Here is an 18,758-nt window from a genome sequence, read left to right as displayed (position 1 = left end):
TGTAAGGCGCTTTAAAAGAATGAGACTGTGTTGGTATATCTTTGATTTATGAAACACATACTTATTCTCATCTCATTTATTAGCATTATTTCTTGCAAACAAGACAAGGTAGTAATCACTCCTCAAACGTTGAATTCAGGTTTTTGGAGAGCTACACTAGCTGTTCAGGATCAAGAAGAACTTCCTTTTGTATTTGAGGTAAATGATGATGAAATCATAACCATTTATAACGCAGAGGAGCGTATAGAAGTGGATGAAATTGAGATTAATGGCGATAGTATACGTATCCAAACTCCTGTTTTTGAGGGATATTTTGTAGGACGCTTTCGCGAAAGCGGGAATCAAATAACGGGCTCCTTTATAAAGCCAAGTCTTGATCGAGTGGTACCGTTTACAATGAATTACGGAGTAAAAGAACGTTTTGTTTCCTCAGCCGAAGTATTAAGCGAGAATACAGCAAGTGTGAATGTAGATGGTAGTTGGGAGACTGTTTTTAGCCCAGATAATGCTAAAGATCGATATATCGCCAAAGGTACTTTTAAGTCAGATGGTGATATTGTTACGGGTACTTTTAGAACTACAACGGGTGATTATCGCTATCTCGAAGGAAAATTAGATGGTGACGAACTTAGGCTGTCAACTTTTGACGGAGCGCATGCTTTTCTCTTTGTGGCAACTGTAACAGATAGTACGATGCAGGGGCAGTTCTATAGCGGAAACCACTTTAAAGAAGCATTTACAGCGATAAAAAATAATGACTACGAATTGCCAGACGCAAAAGGGCTTACGTATTTAAAAGAAGGGTATGATCGATTTGATTTTTCATTTAAAGATACCAGCGGTCGTATAGTTTCTTTGCAAGATGAGGAATACAAGGATAAAGTGGTGCTTGTACAAATAATGGGTTCTTGGTGTCCTAATTGTCTTGAAGAGTCTATCTTTTATAGAGATTACATCACTGGCAACCCTAATGAGAACTTGAAGGTTGTGGGGCTAGCATTTGAATATGCAAAGACTGAAGCTACAGCAGTAAAGAGCATCAACCGACTTACAGATAGATTGCAATTACCATATCCAGTACTACTTGCGCAGTATGGAGAAGGGGCAGATAAGAAAAAAGCAGCCGAAAAGCTGCCTATGCTTAATCATGTGCTTTCATATCCAACTACGATTTATATTGACAAGAAAGGAGCTGTGAGACGCATCCACACTGGATATAATGGTACAGCGACAGGGGAGAAGCACCTTGAGTTTAAAGAGGAGTTTGAAAAATTTATAGCACAGTTGCTAGCTGAGTAATTACGATATATAACTCCAGATGTTCTTAAACTTCATCATCTGGGCATACATGAATCTAATGATTTGATTTTCTTCCTTTTTAAAGGTAGGGTCGTCCTTAACCACAGCCCATGCGTAACTTCGGGCTACTTTAAGAATATCATTATCTTTTATAATATCGGCTATTTTGAGGTTTAGTGCGCCACTTTGTTGAGTTCCTGTAATATCTCCTGGACCACGTAGCTTGAGGTCAACCTCTGCGATCTCAAAACCATCATTAGTGCGTGTCATCGTTTCTAAACGCACTTTACTGTCACTTGACAACTTATGACTGGTCATCAAAATACAGTAACTCTGCTCTGCACCACGACCTACACGACCACGTAATTGGTGTAGCTGACTTAGCCCAAAACGTTCTGCGCTTTCTATAATCATCACAGATGCATTAGGCACATTTACGCCAACTTCAATAACGGTAGTGGCGACCATGATTTGTGTTTCGCCTTTTATAAAACGATTCATTTCAATCTCCTTATCGGCTGGTTTCATTTGTCCGTGGACGATGGAAATTTGATATTTTGGCATGGGAAATTCTCGCGAAATACTTTCATATCCATCCATCAAATCTTTGTAATCCATAGCCTCAGATTCTTGGATTAATGGGTACACAATATAGACCTGTCTTCCTAGTGCAATTTCGTCTCTAATAAACTTGAAAACTTTGAGTCTATTTGCATCATATCTATGCACTGTTTTTATGGACTTTCTGCCCGGTGGAAGTTCGTCTATTACACTCACATCTAGATCACCATAAACGGTCATAGCAAGGGTGCGTGGAATAGGGGTGGCGGTCATCACAAGTACGTGTGGAGGGTACTCATTTTTATGCCATAATTTACTGCGCTGTTTCACCCCAAAACGATGTTGCTCATCGATTACCGCAAGCCCAAGATTCTTAAATTTCACCTTGTCTTCTAGAAGTGCATGAGTACCAATTAAGATGTCTAACTCGCCATTTTCAAGCTTTTCATGAATGATTTTACGTTCTGAAGTTTTAGTTGAACCTTGTAATATTGAAATACTGGTATTCAGGTATTTACATAATTCTTTTAAACCTTGGTAGTGTTGTACTGCCAGGATGGCAGTAGGCGCCATTAAACAAGCTTGAAAACCGTTGTCAAGTGCCATGAGCATTGACATGAGTGCCACTATGGTCTTCCCAGAACCTACATCTCCTTGTAAAAGACGATTCATTTGGGCATTTGTACCTAGATCATGACGTATTTCTTTGAGCACTCGTTTTTGTGCACCCGTTAATTCAAAGGGCAAATGGTCATTGTAAAAGGTGGTAAAATTAGGTCCTATTTTTTCAAATGGATACCCTTTTATTTTAGTTTTATGGTTAACATTTTTGAAAGCTAATTGCAGCTGAATGTAAAAAAATTCTTCAAATTTTAAGCGGTATTGTGCCCTTGCTAAATGCTCTTGAGATTGCGGAAAATGAACGTTCAAAAGCGCCTCTCTTTTTGGCATCAATTTGAGCTCCGTAATTATGGGTTTTGAGAGGCTCTCAAACAGGTGACTTTTACACTCTAAAAAGAGGGTTTGCATCACACCATTTATCACCTTATTTGTGATCCCTCGATTGCTCAATTTTTCGGTAGATGGATAGACCGGTTGCATCGCAGATTTGATACTTTTTTCATGATCTGCAAGTAGCTCCATTTCTGGGTGAGGCATAGAGAAATTACCATTGTAATAATTGCATTTTCCAAAAATCACATAAGGCGTATTGAGCTTTATACTCTCCCTAATCCATTTGTGTCCTCTAAACCAAACAAGCTCCATTTGCCCAGTTTCATCTTTAAAAGTAGCAACGAGTCGTCGCCCTTTTCCTTCTATCATTTTGAGTCCTGAAAACTTGCCTATTATTTGCACATCGGCATTATTACGTTCTAGTTCGCCTATTTTGTAATACTGCGTTTTATCGATATACCGATTAGGAAACAAGTGCATTAGGTCTTGGAATGTATGAATACCCAGTTCAGAACGGAGCAAGTCTGCTCTATTAGGACCTACGCCTTTGAGGTAATCTATGGGAGTTTGTAAAAAAGTGGGATTCATTAAAGTAAAAATAAGGTCTTTAATTCAGATTTTCGAATTGATATTTAAAAGATAGTGGCTTAAAAGTTGTTATTTTTAAAATATGAAATACCTATTCCTGTTTATAATCTCTTGTTGCGCTTTCGCGAAAGCGTATACTCAAGAGATATCTGCACAAACCGCCGCTGTTGATTTTAAGACCATCAATGCGTCATTGTCCTTAGATTTTGACAGTAAATCCATTTTAGGAACCGTTGAAACGACCTTTACGATATTACAAAATGTAGATCAAGTTGTCATGGATGGCGTGGCAATGACGGTTGTAGATAAAACACCGTCAATCACTGTAACCGCTACAGATAATACTATTGTGCTCACTGGGGAATTTAAGGCAGGAACAACTTACAAAGCCCAGTTTGATTATCAAGTGAAACCATTAATAGCGGCTTACTTTGTAAATAATAATGGCAAAGAGGAATTCTGGACGCAGGGGCAAGGAAAGTACACCTCACACTGGTTACCGAGTATTGATGATATGAATGATAAGATCATTTTTGACTTAAAAGTAGCTGGACATAATAGCAAGACCATTATTGCAAATGGAAAAGGTAATAGAGTCTTAAAGGATTATGGTGCTCTGTTTTCTTCTTTTGATATGCAACAGCCTATTTCTAGCTATCTCGTTGCCCTCGTAGCGGGCGATTATGACATGAAGAGCGAGACTGCTAGTTCTGGTGTTCCGTTGGAATATTATTACCGTCCTGAAGATTCGCTTAAGGTCGAGATTACTTACAAATACTCTAAAGAGATTTTCGACTTCTTAGAAACCACGATTGGAGTGCCGTTTCCTTTTCAAGATTATAAGCAAGTCCCCGTAAAGGATTTTCTGTATGCAGGCATGGAAAACGCAAGCCTCACTGTGTTTTCAGATAGTTTTATGGTGGATGAGATAGGCTACACGGATCGCAATTATGTCAATGTAAACGCACATGAGTTGGCACATCAATGGTTTGGAGATTTAGTAACAGAGACTAGCAGCGAGCATCACTGGCTACATGAAGGTTTTGCTACGTATTACGCATTGCTAGCAGAGCGTGAGATTTTTGGTGATGATTATTTTTATTTCAAGCTCTTTGAAACCGCAGAGCAGCTACGTGAACTCAGCGATATGGGCAAAGGGCAGAGACTCGTGGCTGCTGGAGGTAGTAGCCTTACATATTATCAAAAAGGCGCATGGGCAGTGCATATACTACGAGAACAAGTAGGAGCTGGAGCTTTTGATACCGCAGTGAGAAACTACCTGACCAAATATGCTTATAATAATGTCACTACAGACCTATTTATGGCAGAAGTAGCCGCAGTAACAAGCGTAGATCTCACTGCATTTAAGAAAAACTGGTTATATCAAAGTGCCTTTCAAGCTGAGGAAGCGCTTGCTTCCCTCAGGGAAAACACATTTATGCAACAGTATTTCCAATTGCAGTCGGGTAGAGCAGTAGCGCTTTCTTCTAAGTTTACAGCGCTTATGAATGCCATAGCTACAAATAACGATTATCTAGGCGCAGAGGCAATCTACCAGCTCTCGCAAGAATCAATAAATGCTACGCTTCCGGCATATAAAAGCGCCATGGAAACAGAGAATGTTTTTATAAGACAAGCTATTGCTAGTTCGCTTGAGGAAGTTCCAGAAGCCCTGGTACTTGAGTTTTATGAGCTACTTAGTGATAAGAGTTATATCACACGTGAGCAGGCCATGATTAAATTGTGGGTATATCACCAGCAGCGCAATGATCCTAAGTCACAGCGTAAAGTATTAGATCTTATGGATAATCAGCTGGGTTTTGCAGATGGCAATATAAGAACGCTGTGGCTTGCGTTATCCCTCGCGACACCACAATATAAGCCTGAAGAGTCATTTGCCCGTTATAAAGAGCTTATAGGTTATACAGCGCCATCTCAACCGTATCAGCTACGGGAGAATGCATTTAACTATTTAAGACAGCTAGGATCTTATGAGGAGGAGAGCTTACATAATCTTTTAGAAGCTAGTGTACATCACGTTTGGCGTTTTCGCGAAAGCGCAAGAAAGCTACTTACTAATGCCCTTAAAAATCCAAAAATAGCCGCTATGATTCTAAATATAAAAAGCGACCTCTCAGATCAAGAAATCGCTTATTTGCAACGTATAAAAGCGTTATAATTAGATAATCTCGCTTACTTTTTGCTTGATAAATTGTAAAGCCGTGTCGCTAGGAGCTGGGGTGTCCATAAGATCACGTAAGATGGTCTCACGCAATTTATCACTGGTATCAACTTTATCACTCATATTCGTTTTACGTATGAGGGCTGCAGTTGCACTTTTGGCAGTGCGCACCACGTTCCAGCACTCTTGAGTAATATAAATTTGCTGTGATAAGTTATGCTCAAATTCTTCTGTAATAGTGCGTAATAAAAGCGCTTCATAATCATTTGCATCATCACTGTAAGGCTTTACACGCGATACGAGATTGCCCGGGGAGATGCGCTCAAGAAATAGCGTTATGCGCTCATAAGCTTGCAATTTTTGCGGTAACGCATTTGCCTGATTGGCTTTATGAAGTTGAAATCTGCGTTGTCCATCTTGCTCCTTTATGTACTGGCTAAAAAAGTAATATGCCAGCAACGCAACAATCACTGCAGGTAGAAGGTTAAAAGCGAGATTAGTAAGGTCTTGTGTCATATTAAGTAGGTTATAATTGCTATGTTCTGGATGAATAACAAACTTACTTGCTTTTTAGTATGCAACCAAATGTGATGTGATTATTCGCTTTCGCGAACATTAGATTTGCATCAACCCATGCAATTAGATTTTACATGAGAACTCAGTAATAAGTTGGCTCATAATTACCCGTTCTCTTTTTCGACATTAGGTAAGCGGTAGCTTTTTATGGCACCCCAAAAGCCTAAAATAGATAGTACAACAATGACTATCTCTACAGATATCAATGATAGCGCAGCGCTCAATCCTCCTGTAAAAAGTAAAATAATCCCAATGATGGTGTTACTTACAGAGACATAATTTGTTCTTTCATTACCCTTTGCCATATCTATAACATACGTTTTCCTGCCTTGACGTACGCCACTGTGTGCAATACCAAGGATAAAGAAAGCAGTGGGGTATAACCATAATTGTGTTTTTAAACTAGCTGAAAAACTTATAAGAATGACTAGTATAATACCGCAAAGCGAAGCTATCGTAACTGCATATGCCATCGTATTTTTACTAGATTTATCTGCCAGTTTTCCCCAGGATGGCGAACTCACAATAGAGGCAAGTCCATTTGGAATAATGAGTAACCCTAAAAGATAGCTAGTTCCCTCAACGTTATTTTGCGCTAGCGTAACGTAAAACGGTGCAGATAGGGCAGAGCAGAGTAATAATGATCTTGCAATGACAAAGTTTCTTAGGTGGCTATCGTCTTTAAGCAGTTTAATATTATCTAAAATACTGTTTTGCTCACTCTCGTCTGTTGTAATGTCTGTTGGGAATTCTTTGATAAATGCATAAATTACCGCTGCAATGACCCACATGGAAGCTGCAAAGAATATGAGGTTTGTATAAAACTGTATATCCTCATTAGTTTTCGACTTATAGGTAATGTACAAGCCTGCAGCAAGAACTAAAACACCAGCAAAAGAGGAAGTATACCCTCCTAGTTTTCCCCTCCTCGTTTTTGGGATAGTCTTTCCTTTTACATCCTTAGAACTCACAGAAGCTAGAGCACGCGCAAGGCTAAAAATGATTAAACATATAATTATTAACCATCCCGCAGTTTGTTTTTCAAATTGTAATGCCACAATCCCTATTGCAGCAATAGCAAGACCTTGAATAATAGCACCTATAACCCAGATGTACTTACGTATGGGTTTTCTTTTTACATAGTTTGAGATAGCAACTTGCGGGATAAGGGCACCAGACTCACGTATAGGGACAATGAGACTTATGAGAAAAACCGGTGCTCCCACATAATTCATGAGCCATGTGAGCACTGTTTTAGGATTACTTAGTGTATCACCTAGTTTTGTAAAGGTGTGCGTAAAGAGTATACTAAAGTAGTTTGTAGCAACATGTTTACAGGCCTCATCTGTAATGCCTTTACAAACCCGCTCATCGCCTTCATTATTTAAGTACTTGTAGAGTTTATTGAGGGAAGATGATGGCATAAAGCGTATTAAGATATTTACATAATAACAAAGCGATAAATATACGTTTATTATGTCTTTCAGTCTTTAATGGAAGTTATTGATGGATTAGTGCGCTTTCGCGAAAGCGTACTACTAGTAAAATAATGGTATTTGAATACGAGTATGCTAGTAACTTAATAGAGGTGTATATTATTGCTGGATTATAATTTATGACTGTGTAACATCAATCTGTAATTGTCTATGATATTCCTTTAACCTTTCATTTGCGTTACTATCTATAAGTAATATTACAAGCATCATTGCAATAGTTGTAATGCAAATAGCCCTCCAGTTGTTTTTGTCAATGAATACGATAAGTAAAGCTGCAGCAACTATAATAATAGGAATTACTTTAAAAACTATTAATTTGTACTCGTTCATAGACTTTTCTGTACGCTTAATTTCGGATGCTATAAATGCTGTAGTATTGGTGTTATAGTCCGTTTCAAAACTTGTAATTCTTTTATTATTAGCATAGAGTATACCAGTACCTACAACCAAGAGTAATGCTCCGGCTACTGCAGTTGGGATAATATATGCTTTTGCAATTTCTGTTTTTCCTAGGTGCCAAAATCCCACGCTCCCAGCTATAAACAGTATGGCAAAAAGGATGAAAAATTTTGAAGAAAAGACTTCAGCTTTTGCCCACTCAATGGCAATTTTTAAAATTTCCATATTAATTCATTTGGTGTTTTTGTCTATATGTACTCGGACTCATCCCTTCTTTCTTTTTGAATAATCTAGAGAAGTAAGCTGGATACTCAAACCCAAGATCATAAGCTACTTGCGAGATGGTCTTATACGGATCTAATAAAACATTCTTGGCTTCGTCTATTAAGTAAAGTTGTATGTGCTCTGTAGAGGTTTTACCTGTTTCCTTTTTAAGCGTATCACTTAGGTAGCGCTTTGATACAGATAGATGGGTCGCAATATCATCTATACTAGGGATTCCTTTTTCTTGTAGCTGGCCAGATTCAAAATATTGATTTAAGTAATTATTAAATAATTTAAGAAGATCATTAGATAGTTTTTTTCGGTTTATAAACTGTCTTTCATAAAAGCGGTTTGCATATTTAAGGAGCGTGCTTAGTTGCGATATGATAATATCTTTACTAAATGCATCTTGATTATTGTTGTATTCAAGCGCTATGTTATCTACAATGGATATCATCTGCTTTTCTTCCTTAGGAGATAGGTGTAAAGCTTCATTTACAGAATAAGAGAAGAAACCATACAATTTGATTTGCTTTGCTAGCTCTGTACCGTTTAAAAAATCTTGATGAAAATTAATAGAAAATCCCTTTTGATCATATACTACGCTATTATCCCATTGTAATACCTGCCGGGGAGCGATACATATAAGTGCACCATTTGTAAAATCATAGGTAGTGCGACCATAATTGAGCTCGCCTTTCATTATTTTTTTGAGACTTATGCTATAACAGTCATTTGTGATAGGAGGAGAACTATCTTTTGGGCAAGGTAAAAACCCATCTCCATGTGTAGTAAAAACGCTTAACATAGGATGCTCTGGCATTGGTAGTTCTATATATTCTAAATACGCAGATAGTGTTTTAAAATGTTGCATGATGAGTCGTGAAATTAATGGTACATCCGAAAGTCAATAAACCGTCTATAATTTAAGTAATTAAAGTAATCATTTTAAAGATATGGTATCGCAGAAAATAACACCTTCTTTAAAATAATGTATTGATTATTATGATTTTAGATCCCATTTAAAATTGGTGGCTTTCTCTGATACCTGCCATAATTGTTTCATTACTGCTTTATCTTGAGCATGTGATTCTAGAGTACATTCACCCACAGGTCCCGTCCATTGCATTCTCCCTGTAGGACCATAATATCCTTTAAGATTTAGTAGTCTTTCCTCCTCTGTAGCACACATAACTTCTGGATAGGCACCCTTTCGTGCAGATTGTACTAGTGGAGTAAGTGACATTAAGCCAAAAATGATCCTATCTTTAAGGCCACCGCTGTTTTTAATTAGTGTTGTGGCAGATGCTCCAGGATGGCATACATACACATTTACATTTTTTTTCGCAGCTTTAATTTTGTCTTGAAGCTCATATGCAAACATCATTTGAGCTAGTTTACTGTGACAGTACGTTTTGTTAGGATGATAATTCTTATTCCAATTCATATCTTCAAACTGAATTGTTTTAATCCCCATTTTATAGCCTTCACTTGCTACAACTACAATACGCCCCTTTGAACTCTCAATTTTATCAAACAATAAACCACATAGTAAAAAATGTCCATAGTGATTGATACCTAAATGACTCTCAAAACCATCTGCTGTAAATGTTTGTTTAGGAAGCTGTGCGACAGCTGCATTACATAGAAGCGCGTCAATTTTAGAAATCTTATTATTTATAGTTAAGGCAGCTTTCCTTACAGATTCAAGATTTGCCAGATCCATTTTGATAAAAGAAACGTCTACCTGAGCACCGAACTCATCTTTTAAAATAGTAATAGCATCTTCAGATTTTTTACTGTTCCGATTGAGCATAACGACTTTTGCATTTTTTTCTAACAACAGTCTAGCTGCTTCAAAACCTGCACCAGTATTTGCGCCAGTAATTAAAAACGTTTGATTAGTTAAGTCACCTATTCGCTCCGGTGTCCATCCTTCTTTACCAAATATATTTGCACTCATAATTATTACTTTTTAGCTTAAGATTTATGAGGGCAAAATTAGTTGTAGCTATCCTTACTTCTTGTATACACATTTTCATAATACGTATACTTTTTGGTTTAATTGTTTATAATCAGTGCTTAAAGAGGTTCTTACCTAAGATAATGCGGTCGCCTCTATCTACAGATGTTACTTGATCCATATACTTCATATCAAGTTTTTCTAATACTCTTCTAGATGCTAGGTTGTGCGGACTTACAGTGGCTATAATCTGGTCTAGTTTTAGAGTTTCCGTTGCATATGAAATCCAGTGGTGACCTATCTCTGTGGCTAAACCTTGACCCCAGTGACTATCGTTTAATATAAAGCCAAATTCACAATACTCTTTATCTTGATAATTGATTTTATGGATACCAGAGACTCCTATAAAACGATTGCTCTCCTTTAATAAGACGCACCAGAAGCCAAATACGGCCTCTTGCTCATTTATAAAATCTGTATGAAGTAAGGAATCAAATTCGCTTCTAGTAAAAACGCTGCCTTTTAGTGTAGATGCCATAACCCGATTATTGGTGCAAAACATATCAGCAGCATCTTCTAGATGTTTTGGAGATATTGGCTCAAACCTTAGTCTGGTAGTTTCTAGCATAAATAATAATCAAAGATTAGGAAGTGGAACTTTATGGATTCTAATCTGTTAATAGTGAATAGCAATTTATCTTACATTAAATATACAAGAATTTATAGTGAAGTATACGCTTTCGCGAAAGCGTAACAGCCATTGAAATATCTATAAAAAAACAAGCTTTTAATACAATCATGAGCCACAAATTATAGCGCAAGCCAAAGGTTTATAATGGCATAGATTGAATTAAAAGCTTGTAGTAATGGACTAGAACGCTAACTGCTTAGTGCAGCTTTTTTATTCTAATGTCTTATTCCTCATCTTCATCCTCTTGAAACTTGAATTGGTGCGCTTGCTCTAATTTGGCTAGCTGCGTTAATTCGTTCAAGTAATTCTGCTCTTGAATAGAAAAGGTAGTCATCATTTTTGAAGAGCCTCCTGATAAGATAAATGCGATTATTTCATCAATAAGGTTTATGATTTTATCCAACCATTTAGGCAGTTTGATACCTATCATATCAAGAATAGCGTAGATAATCTTTTTAATTTCTTTGATAATTCTATCAATTCCAAGTTTTCCTACGAGGGAACCTATGCTAGGGAACATCCCTTTTGCATTTTTGGCAAGTGATACTCCTGAGCTAATTTTCAAAACTTCAATAACGTCATGTTCTTGTTGTTTTGATGACTTTTTTGAACCTTCTCTAATAAACTGATTGAGTTCAAAAATTTGATTATTAAGTGAAGGAGCAAATGATTGTATCACCGCTTTTTCATCTTCGTCCTCTGCATTTTTTAATGCGTGCTCGGTGATTCCGGATACTAAGGTTTCAAATTCGCTTAAAAATTGTTCAAGAACGTTGTCTGATTTTTTTGTTTCTGTAGGCATGTCAAAAGTTTTATGATTTATATTGACACAAAACTATATTTAGAGCATTGATATGTAGTTAGTTAATTGCTCATCTTCATTGAGCGTAATCTCCCTTTATACAGCGTGAAACAACTATTGGTTTAATAGGTTGAGTGATTAGATGGTGGTTTTGAGGTATGGACGATGAGTTTTTATTTCTACAATAATCTTGTGAAGCGAGCTGATAGTAATAGTTCTTAGTTTATTTATTATTAGTCATTTGATCAGCCATAATAACTGCGTTGTGCGCATTTAAAATGCTACTTGAAGAGCAAAGATCTGAGAAGTCAACTTTTTTGTTATAACTACCTGGAGCATTTACTTGCATATTAATTTTTGTTCCTGAATTGAGGATGATTTCCTTGACTTGGGTTGCTGTTAGACTTGGATAATAAGAACGTATTAATCCTGCAACACCTGCTACCATAGGTGCAGCCATAGATGTTCCGTCTTTAAAATCGTAGTCATTATTAGGAATTGTCGCGTAGATAGAATTTCCTGGAGCAAAAATGTCAACATTAAGCTTCCCATAGTTTGAAAAAATACTTACTAGATTTTCTCCATAATAACTATTTGTTGCACCAACAACAATAACATTATTTGAAAATTCAGTTTTTAGATTTTTAGAATCATTAGGATACTTAAAATTTTTATCAAGATTTATGTTGTCATTACCAGCCGCAATGACAATTAGGACATCATTTTTTGCAGCGTACAATATTGATTCATAAACGAGTTCTTTATAGGGTGAGAATTCCTTCCCGATACTGGCATTTATAATCTTAGCACCATTGTCTACAGCGTATCTTATAGAAAGGGCAACATCCTTATCATGCTCATCACCATCAGCTCCATTTAATCGTACTGGCAGTATAAGGCAGTTATCAGTTATTCCATTGATACCTTTTTCATTATTTCTAGTCGCAGCTATTATCCCCGCTACATGCGTAGCATGCTCTTCATTATCTATGTTATTGTTAAGACTATTACTGCCGTATTGTGTGTCTTTTATGTCGGTAAGATTATCTCCTAGGGTCGCTCTTAAATCTGTTGTTATGCTATTCCCAGAAATAAGAATACTATCGATTTCTAATTCTCTTCTATTAGACTTTATACGATTTACTATATGATAAGGGATGTCAATATTTATAGGTTCATGCCTTGCATATTTCTGGCTTATTTTCTCAATAATTTCTATATGTTTTCTAACCGTCTCAATCTCTTTATTGAGGTTTGCATTTGTTGTTTCTATCGCCAGTACTTCCTTTAAGGTGTAGTCTGGTTTTCCTAAATGTGAGGAAAATGCATCATGTGATTTTTCAAGATTGACTAATCTATTTTGTACGACTTTGATATTCTTTTTAGCTCTCTTTAATCGAGATTTATAAGTCTTTTGAGCTTTAGATATTATGGATTTATTTTCTGCAAGAGACTGATTCATTAGTATTCTTTCATGTTCGAAGTTCTGATAGGTCAAATCACCAGCAAAGTTCCAGCCATTAATATCATCTATAAATCCATTCTTATCATCGTCTATATTGTTGTTTACTATTTCATTGGGATTCACCCAAATTTTGTTTTTTAGATCTTCGTGTTTTAAATCTATACCCGAGTCTATAACGCCTATTATTACTTGGGAATTCTTTTTGTTTTTTAAGAAAGAATAAGCTTTTTCTGTGCTAATCCCAAGAATAGAGTCTGTAGTCAGATCCGCATGGTGCCATTGTTTAAATTCGGCATTAGTTAGCTTTTTATTTGTTTGCGCATGGATGGTTACTAAGCCAAATACTACAACCAGAACGGGTAGCATGTTTGAAAATGTTTTTTTCATAATTAGAGAGAAGACCACTTTCTTGTAAAGCTAGCATTTATAGGAACTAACTTTTTGATTGAAAGAGAAGTCTTAATTTTTGATTGATGATTGTGATGAATTAATCAAATCTACTTAAACTAAATATTATAAAAAAACTTTAATCTATTCAATTAAAACGGCTTACACTTGTAAGTGCGATATCAGTAATCATTTATTTGCATTTTACAATAAGATAGTATAACGCATTATTTAATATTTACAGATGTTGCTTCTCCCTCAACGATCCTACCATCTGCTAATTTTATTAAAATCTTGAATTTAATATTAGCTGACGTCTAGTTTTTGAATGCTTAATTCAACGTATCCAGTTCAGACCGTAAATTACTGATTGCTTGGGTTTCATATTTATCTTTAAAGAAACTATTTTTAAATATGGACTCTAATTCAAGCATATGATTTAGCACTTTTTTCCTTCCTTTTCTGTACATGAAATCAGGATAGATTTTATACTCTTTCCTGATATTTTGTGAATACTCACTGTATTTATTTTCACTTTTGCCTAAAATAGATAGATCTAAATCTAAGAGAATATTTATGTCATTATATGAAGATAGTAGGTGTTCTTTTGTAGCCTCAATCTGCTCTACGCATTCCTCTATATGATTAAAAGAGGTTACAGAAATTCTCTCTTTAAAAACTAGCGCGCTTTTGTGTTCATTATCACTTTGAGTTGATTTGTACACGATGTCGTGGTAATAAATGGAAAATAGTAACGCGTCTATGTTGTTAACTTGAGATTCAACATGGTCCAAATCAGAAATCATGTTTTCTAAATGTTTCAGATTATGATAATGACGAGATTTAGATGAATAGTTTTTTTCTATCTCATTCCAACATTTTAAGTTGTAATTGTTGTCATCAGAATACTTTTCTATAAGATTTAGAAATTTTTCTTTTAGCATCATCTTATTCTATTTATTTCAAAATACTCTTAAAACAGCAACCTATGTTTTTTCGAAACTTATTATTATAAATATGTTGCTTAAATATACAAGTAATCATAGTGAAGTATACGCTTTCGCAAAAGCGCAACAGCCACACAGTAATTAATTTAAGAATCTGTAAGCTTTGAATTCTTCTTTGAAACCTCTAATATTCCCAAAATCACGATGGTAATAATAACACCTTGTAAGAATACCATTCCAATGCTAGATGTAATTATATCAATGAGGTGGGTGTCGCCATTTTTAGACAGAGTATTACTCTGTAGATTAGTTGTAATGATTACAAATCGCTCAAAGAATATCCCGCTTTTCATCGCAAAAGAGACCAATAATACATACCAAAAGTTTGATGCTAATTTCTGCACGAGTAGGGTAAGGGGTAAAATTAAGGCAGATAGAAACATTAACCAATAAGCCCAAGCATAAGGGCCAGCTGCTCTGTTGATAAACGCATATTCTTCATGGTTGTTAGTAGTTGCCATCCCAATTAGATAAAAAGTCCATGTGATTACTGTATAGATGATAATTATCCAACGTATTACATTCAATGTTCTTTTAACTTCAAATCTCTGTTTGAATATGAGTTTGATAAAAAGCAAAGTCAGAATCATTGGAATCAAACAGTTGATCACATTTGCGTCAACTATTTCAATAAGTCGTTTATATAATTCCATATGTACTATTTGAGGTGGCTAGTGATATCTCTCAATAAATTAGAAATACATCTTATATTTTATTATCGCATCCATCCTTCAATGATATAATTTTTTTGAACGAGCTTCTCCTCTCCATTTTTGTCATCTGGGATAAACCAAACTTCAAATCTTGCTCCATACGGTTGACCCCAGTCTCCTTCGTAAATGGTAAAATCATCTTTAAAACTATACTTTTTAATCTTTCCTTGTGTATTCTCTATTCTTATACTTGACTCATTCATAACACTCGAAGATGAAAGCAAAATCTCCTGAGTAATTTCATAAACCTTTAAAAAGACAGTTCCGCTTTGATCTGATTGTATCCATAGGTCATACTCGTATAGCCCTGGTTGATATGAATTATAGAGTTGGAAATTGATGTTATGAGTTAAAATTTCTCCATTATTTTCATGATTTATTAGTGCAGGAGAATTATCAAATCTGTCATTGAGTGGCTTCTCTAATAGTACATTATCTGGTAACTCAAGGTCGTTTGCAAATAAGTCTGTTGGTCCATATAGTGAGTTAAAAGAAAATACTAATATGGCTATAAAACTTAGGATAAGTACAGACAAGCCAACATTCAAAAAGCCAACAAGCCTTCTATTATTGAATATTTGAATAACACCTCCTAGAAATAGTACTGCAACTCCAAAAATCAAGAAGAGCTTAGGAGGAAATACGTCAATTCCAATGGTAGCAAAGAATATAATTACCGATGCTATAAAAGTTAATGGAGGTACCCACCATTTTTCGATAATGTATTTCTTTATGAAGGTATTCATTGGTGGTATTGTTGTAACATATTATAATAAAATTCTAATAGATTAGTTTCCCCATTAATAGCATTAGCCAACCTAATATTTGTATCTGCTTAATTCAATGTATCTAATTCACACCGTAAATTCCTTGTTGACAGTGTTTTGTTAAAATAAAAAAGTACTTATAGTGGTTGTTACGCTTTCGCGAAAGCATAACAATCAAACAGTAATCGCTTTTACATTATTAACCACCAATCAATTCATAAATATTACCGTCGCTAATTGCCGAAATAGGCAATAGCTTCTTATCTAAATTCGTTGTTTTCTTCTTACCAATAGTGGACACTCTTTTGCCTTCTATGAAATTTGAGCTTATGTTACCGGCTCCATCTTTTGCGGCGTTGCCGTAGTTGTTGTATTCAGAGCCTATGAGCATATAGTCGTTGTATGTTTTATCATATTTGATTTTTAACTCATAGTCATGTCTCATCGATTCATGCTTCACACTGATCACATTTGCTCTGGCAACTTTTATCCTACGGTTAGGGTTTACATGTAAAAAGGCCGAGGTCAAATTTCCGGTTTGGCTTTTGAGTATAAAAGAACCATCTGCTTGTCCTTCAAAAATCGCAAGGCGCACATCTTTTGTGTTTGAGTAGTCTCTGTCGTTTTTTCCGCTGGCTAGTAATACCGCATAATCAGAAACGCCGTCTTTATTAAAATCTGACATTACTTTATTAAGTTCATTTCTAGAAATCACAAGTTCATAATCGCTCGGGATGAAATCATTAAAACGTTTGATTTTACTTTTGACTTCCTCTATGGATTTAATTGTGGGTTGTGCAACTTCTTTTTTCTCTGGAAGCTGTTCTTTCTTTTCGGTGTTATTGCAAGAAATTAATACGATTGAAAGGAGTAGAAGTGTTAGTCTGTTCATTGGTTTGGTAATCTAAGGTCGTAAATGCTGTTACTGGGTTATTTTAATACTAGGTGTTCGTGGTTGATTTGCTACTTTGAAAGCGCTTTTTGCACTTCAAGTGGTCTATCGGTTGCAAAGACGTCTATGCCAAGCTTTGTCCATTCTTTATAGAGCACATCGCCTCTTGCTTTGGCCTTTTTATCAAGGTTTCCTAACGTACCTAGCATACACATCACTCCCTTTTCATGCAATTTGGCATACAATGATGGATCTGATTCTATAGTTCCCGTAAAAGCGACCATATTTTTCCATGGAATGCCAGAGCTAGCAGCTGTATCAAACTCTTTCATATTTCTAATGCTCACAGAAAGTACAACCTCAGGATTTAACTTGTAAAGTTGTTGTGCTGTTTCCATGGAGTAAGTAATAATCACCGATTGCGCTAAGGCATCGTTTTCCTCTATAAAACGGAGTACAAGTTCTGGATCAACGCTGCGCTTAATGTCAACCGTGAGGATGGCGTTTTCCTTTTTTGCCCAGTCTAAAACATCTTTAAATAAAGGGATTTGATAATCAGTGATGGAGTCAAAATCATCTTTGAGGTGGAGTTGTGAGAGTGTTGCCCAATCTTTTTGATCAACTCTTCCAGAGCCAGTTGTTGTTCTTTCTAGCGAACTGTCATGCATAAGAAATAGAACGCCATCTTCACTACTTGCCACGTCAATTTCAAACAACGCGTTTGGAATAGACTCTTTGATGTATTTCATGGTTTCTAAGCTGTTCTCAGGGTAGCCTGCATAACTTTTACCACCGCGATGCGCACTGATTAAGGTCTCGCCATTCTCAGTATAACTGAAGAACTCTTGTAGCGTATTTTTTTTCTCAACAGATGGAGTGCATCCTGCAATAAGAATTCCAACTAGGAGTAGGGGAAGTAGTAGTGTTTTCATTGGTGTGGTTGAGTGTAATTTAATTGATTTTTAGTCTTTTATGTTCTTTTGAATTAAATAATCCAATCCCGAATATTATATGTTACAATTGTATCCCGTTCTTTGTTTAAAAAATAATATTGGTGTCCTCCAGAAAAGTTAGTTTCATACTTTTCGATGATAATGCTTTCAATTTCTGATCTGTTTTTATTGTCGTAAATATCAAAGTCTAAGTCTAATATTAAATCAAACACAAAGTGACGTTTTATCCATTTTAAATCTGTTTTTGTACCATTTTTATAATCAATTATTTTTCTCTTAGTTTCATTAAGACCTTCTACTTTCGAAGGTTTATCAGCGTTCTTAGCTGTAAGAAGATCAGCTTCTAATTTGCTAAATATATCATCATAGCAATACTGGAAATCCATACTGTCAATTGTCATTTTGAAAATTTCTGTACATGACAAATTAGATTTTTCCTTACGAGAAAAGACAGAAACCACCGTAAATGAATCATCAAAATTATCTTCTGATATTTTTTTTAGATCAATTCTTTCTTGAATCACAGTATCTCCACGATATTCATATACTATTTTCAAACTATCACCAAAAACTTTAGTTTCTTTCCGGATTTCATTCAGTTGCACAGAAGGACTTTCAGTAGTCAACTCATTTTTGATTTTGGATTGACACCCAACTAAAATCAAAATATTAATTGCTATGATAAATGTTTTTTTCAAGCGATTTGTAAAGTGTATTTAATGGCTATTGAGATGCAAATTATAAAATTACTCTCTAATTAAAATGCATCTTATTTTCAGAAAGTCTATTACTCATCTTA

General features: G+C 35.6%; 17 protein-coding genes. 2 read left to right on the top strand and 15 right to left on the bottom strand.

Translation table 11 applies throughout. The annotated features are described in order from the left end of the window. Positions 1-48: 48 nt before the first annotated feature. Positions 49-1,299 (top strand): TlpA disulfide reductase family protein, encoded by a 1,251-nt coding sequence (locus tag D017_RS13850; protein WP_035337313.1) that lies wholly within the window; start codon positions 49-51, stop codon positions 1,297-1,299. Here D017_RS13850 and recG read toward each other — a convergent pair whose 3' ends face one another. After that, positions 1,300-3,402 (bottom strand): ATP-dependent DNA helicase RecG, encoded by a 2,103-nt coding sequence (gene recG / locus D017_RS13845; RefSeq protein ID WP_035337310.1) that lies wholly within the window; start codon positions 3,400-3,402, stop codon positions 1,300-1,302. Between the two features lie 82 nt (positions 3,403-3,484). On the opposite strand from recG, the gene D017_RS13840 reads away from it, so the two are divergent. Further along, positions 3,485-5,581, top strand: coding sequence for a M1 family metallopeptidase (locus D017_RS13840; RefSeq protein WP_035337309.1), 2,097 nt, complete (start codon positions 3,485-3,487; stop codon positions 5,579-5,581). Here D017_RS13840 and D017_RS13835 read toward each other — a convergent pair whose 3' ends face one another. The 14 genes from D017_RS13835 to D017_RS13770 all read right to left on the bottom strand — a co-directional run bounded on the left by D017_RS13835 (position 5,582) and on the right by D017_RS13770 (position 18,657). Next, a complete protein-coding gene (locus D017_RS13835) occupies positions 5,582-6,100 on the bottom strand; it encodes a hypothetical protein (protein WP_035337308.1) in 519 nt (172 codons plus the stop codon). Between the two features lie 164 nt (positions 6,101-6,264). Next, positions 6,265-7,584, bottom strand: coding sequence for an MFS transporter (locus D017_RS13830; RefSeq protein WP_035337306.1), 1,320 nt, complete (start codon positions 7,582-7,584; stop codon positions 6,265-6,267). A 189-nt stretch (positions 7,585-7,773) separates the two neighbouring features. Further along, positions 7,774-8,280 (bottom strand): hypothetical protein, encoded by a 507-nt coding sequence (locus D017_RS13825; protein WP_035337305.1) that lies wholly within the window; start codon positions 8,278-8,280, stop codon positions 7,774-7,776. 1 nt (position 8,281) lies between these two features. Further along, positions 8,282-9,193: a response regulator transcription factor gene (locus tag D017_RS13820; protein ID WP_035337303.1), complete on the bottom strand. Its 912-nt coding sequence runs from the start codon at positions 9,191-9,193 to the stop codon at positions 8,282-8,284. Positions 9,194-9,322: 129 nt separating this feature from the next. Continuing rightward, on the bottom strand, positions 9,323-10,282 hold the full coding sequence (locus D017_RS13815; RefSeq protein WP_192816519.1) for an SDR family oxidoreductase: 960 nt from the start codon (positions 10,280-10,282) through the stop codon (positions 9,323-9,325). A gap of 112 nt (positions 10,283-10,394) precedes the next feature. Beyond that, the gene (locus D017_RS13810) at positions 10,395-10,910 is read right to left on the bottom strand and encodes a GNAT family N-acetyltransferase (RefSeq protein WP_035337300.1); all 516 of its coding nucleotides are present in this window, start codon (positions 10,908-10,910) and stop codon (positions 10,395-10,397) included. 286 nt (positions 10,911-11,196) lie between these two features. After that, on the bottom strand, positions 11,197-11,775 hold the full coding sequence (locus D017_RS13805; RefSeq protein WP_035337299.1) for a hypothetical protein: 579 nt from the start codon (positions 11,773-11,775) through the stop codon (positions 11,197-11,199). 223 nt (positions 11,776-11,998) lie between these two features. Then, positions 11,999-13,627, bottom strand: coding sequence for a S8 family serine peptidase (locus D017_RS13800; RefSeq protein WP_035337298.1), 1,629 nt, complete (start codon positions 13,625-13,627; stop codon positions 11,999-12,001). 332 nt (positions 13,628-13,959) lie between these two features. Further along, positions 13,960-14,574, bottom strand: a complete 615-nt coding sequence (locus tag D017_RS13795) for a hypothetical protein (protein ID WP_035337297.1) — start codon at positions 14,572-14,574, stop codon at positions 13,960-13,962. A gap of 146 nt (positions 14,575-14,720) precedes the next feature. Further along, positions 14,721-15,095, bottom strand: coding sequence for a polysulfide reductase NrfD (locus D017_RS13790; protein WP_160164979.1), 375 nt, complete (start codon positions 15,093-15,095; stop codon positions 14,721-14,723). Positions 15,096-15,349: 254 nt separating this feature from the next. Beyond that, positions 15,350-16,093: a hypothetical protein gene (locus D017_RS13785; protein ID WP_035337294.1), complete on the bottom strand. Its 744-nt coding sequence runs from the start codon at positions 16,091-16,093 to the stop codon at positions 15,350-15,352. 220 nt (positions 16,094-16,313) lie between these two features. Beyond that, positions 16,314-17,006, bottom strand: a complete 693-nt coding sequence (locus D017_RS13780) for a hypothetical protein (RefSeq protein WP_035337293.1) — start codon at positions 17,004-17,006, stop codon at positions 16,314-16,316. Positions 17,007-17,077: 71 nt separating this feature from the next. Then, positions 17,078-17,938 carry a glycerophosphodiester phosphodiesterase family protein gene (locus D017_RS13775; protein ID WP_035337291.1) on the bottom strand — a complete coding sequence of 287 codons (861 nt, stop codon included), beginning with the start codon at positions 17,936-17,938 and terminating at the stop codon, positions 17,078-17,080. A 53-nt stretch (positions 17,939-17,991) separates the two neighbouring features. Continuing rightward, positions 17,992-18,657: a hypothetical protein gene (locus tag D017_RS13770; RefSeq protein ID WP_152023909.1), complete on the bottom strand. Its 666-nt coding sequence runs from the start codon at positions 18,655-18,657 to the stop codon at positions 17,992-17,994. Positions 18,658-18,758: the final 101 nt, after the last annotated feature.

Origin of the sequence: Dokdonia sp. PRO95 (assembly GCF_000355805.1) — a bacterium.
Taxonomy (GTDB): domain Bacteria; phylum Bacteroidota; class Bacteroidia; order Flavobacteriales; family Flavobacteriaceae; genus Dokdonia.
This window is presented reverse-complemented; position numbering and strand designations above follow the sequence as displayed.

What these genes read in the sequence shown, in the direction of transcription:
- D017_RS13850 (WP_035337313.1), top strand. Translation starts at nt 49, where the DNA reads ATGAAACACATACTTATTCTCATCTCATTTATTAGCATTATTTCTTGC.
- recG (WP_035337310.1), bottom strand. Translation starts at nt 3,402, where the DNA reads ATGAATCCCACTTTTTTACAAACTCCCATAGATTACCTCAAAGGCGTA.
- D017_RS13840 (WP_035337309.1), top strand. Translation starts at nt 3,485, where the DNA reads ATGAAATACCTATTCCTGTTTATAATCTCTTGTTGCGCTTTCGCGAAA.
- D017_RS13835 (WP_035337308.1), bottom strand. Translation starts at nt 6,100, where the DNA reads ATGACACAAGACCTTACTAATCTCGCTTTTAACCTTCTACCTGCAGTG.
- D017_RS13830 (WP_035337306.1), bottom strand. Translation starts at nt 7,584, where the DNA reads ATGCCATCATCTTCCCTCAATAAACTCTACAAGTACTTAAATAATGAA.
- D017_RS13825 (WP_035337305.1), bottom strand. Translation starts at nt 8,280, where the DNA reads ATGGAAATTTTAAAAATTGCCATTGAGTGGGCAAAAGCTGAAGTCTTT.
- D017_RS13820 (WP_035337303.1), bottom strand. Translation starts at nt 9,193, where the DNA reads ATGCAACATTTTAAAACACTATCTGCGTATTTAGAATATATAGAACTA.
- D017_RS13815 (WP_192816519.1), bottom strand. Translation starts at nt 10,282, where the DNA reads ATGAGTGCAAATATATTTGGTAAAGAAGGATGGACACCGGAGCGAATA.
- D017_RS13810 (WP_035337300.1), bottom strand. Translation starts at nt 10,910, where the DNA reads ATGCTAGAAACTACCAGACTAAGGTTTGAGCCAATATCTCCAAAACAT.
- D017_RS13805 (WP_035337299.1), bottom strand. Translation starts at nt 11,775, where the DNA reads ATGCCTACAGAAACAAAAAAATCAGACAACGTTCTTGAACAATTTTTA.
- D017_RS13800 (WP_035337298.1), bottom strand. Translation starts at nt 13,627, where the DNA reads ATGAAAAAAACATTTTCAAACATGCTACCCGTTCTGGTTGTAGTATTT.
- D017_RS13795 (WP_035337297.1), bottom strand. Translation starts at nt 14,574, where the DNA reads ATGATGCTAAAAGAAAAATTTCTAAATCTTATAGAAAAGTATTCTGAT.
- D017_RS13790 (WP_160164979.1), bottom strand. Translation starts at nt 15,095, where the DNA reads ATGGCAACTACTAACAACCATGAAGAATATGCGTTTATCAACAGAGCA.
- D017_RS13785 (WP_035337294.1), bottom strand. Translation starts at nt 16,093, where the DNA reads ATGAATACCTTCATAAAGAAATACATTATCGAAAAATGGTGGGTACCT.
- D017_RS13780 (WP_035337293.1), bottom strand. Translation starts at nt 17,006, where the DNA reads ATGAACAGACTAACACTTCTACTCCTTTCAATCGTATTAATTTCTTGC.
- D017_RS13775 (WP_035337291.1), bottom strand. Translation starts at nt 17,938, where the DNA reads ATGAAAACACTACTACTTCCCCTACTCCTAGTTGGAATTCTTATTGCA.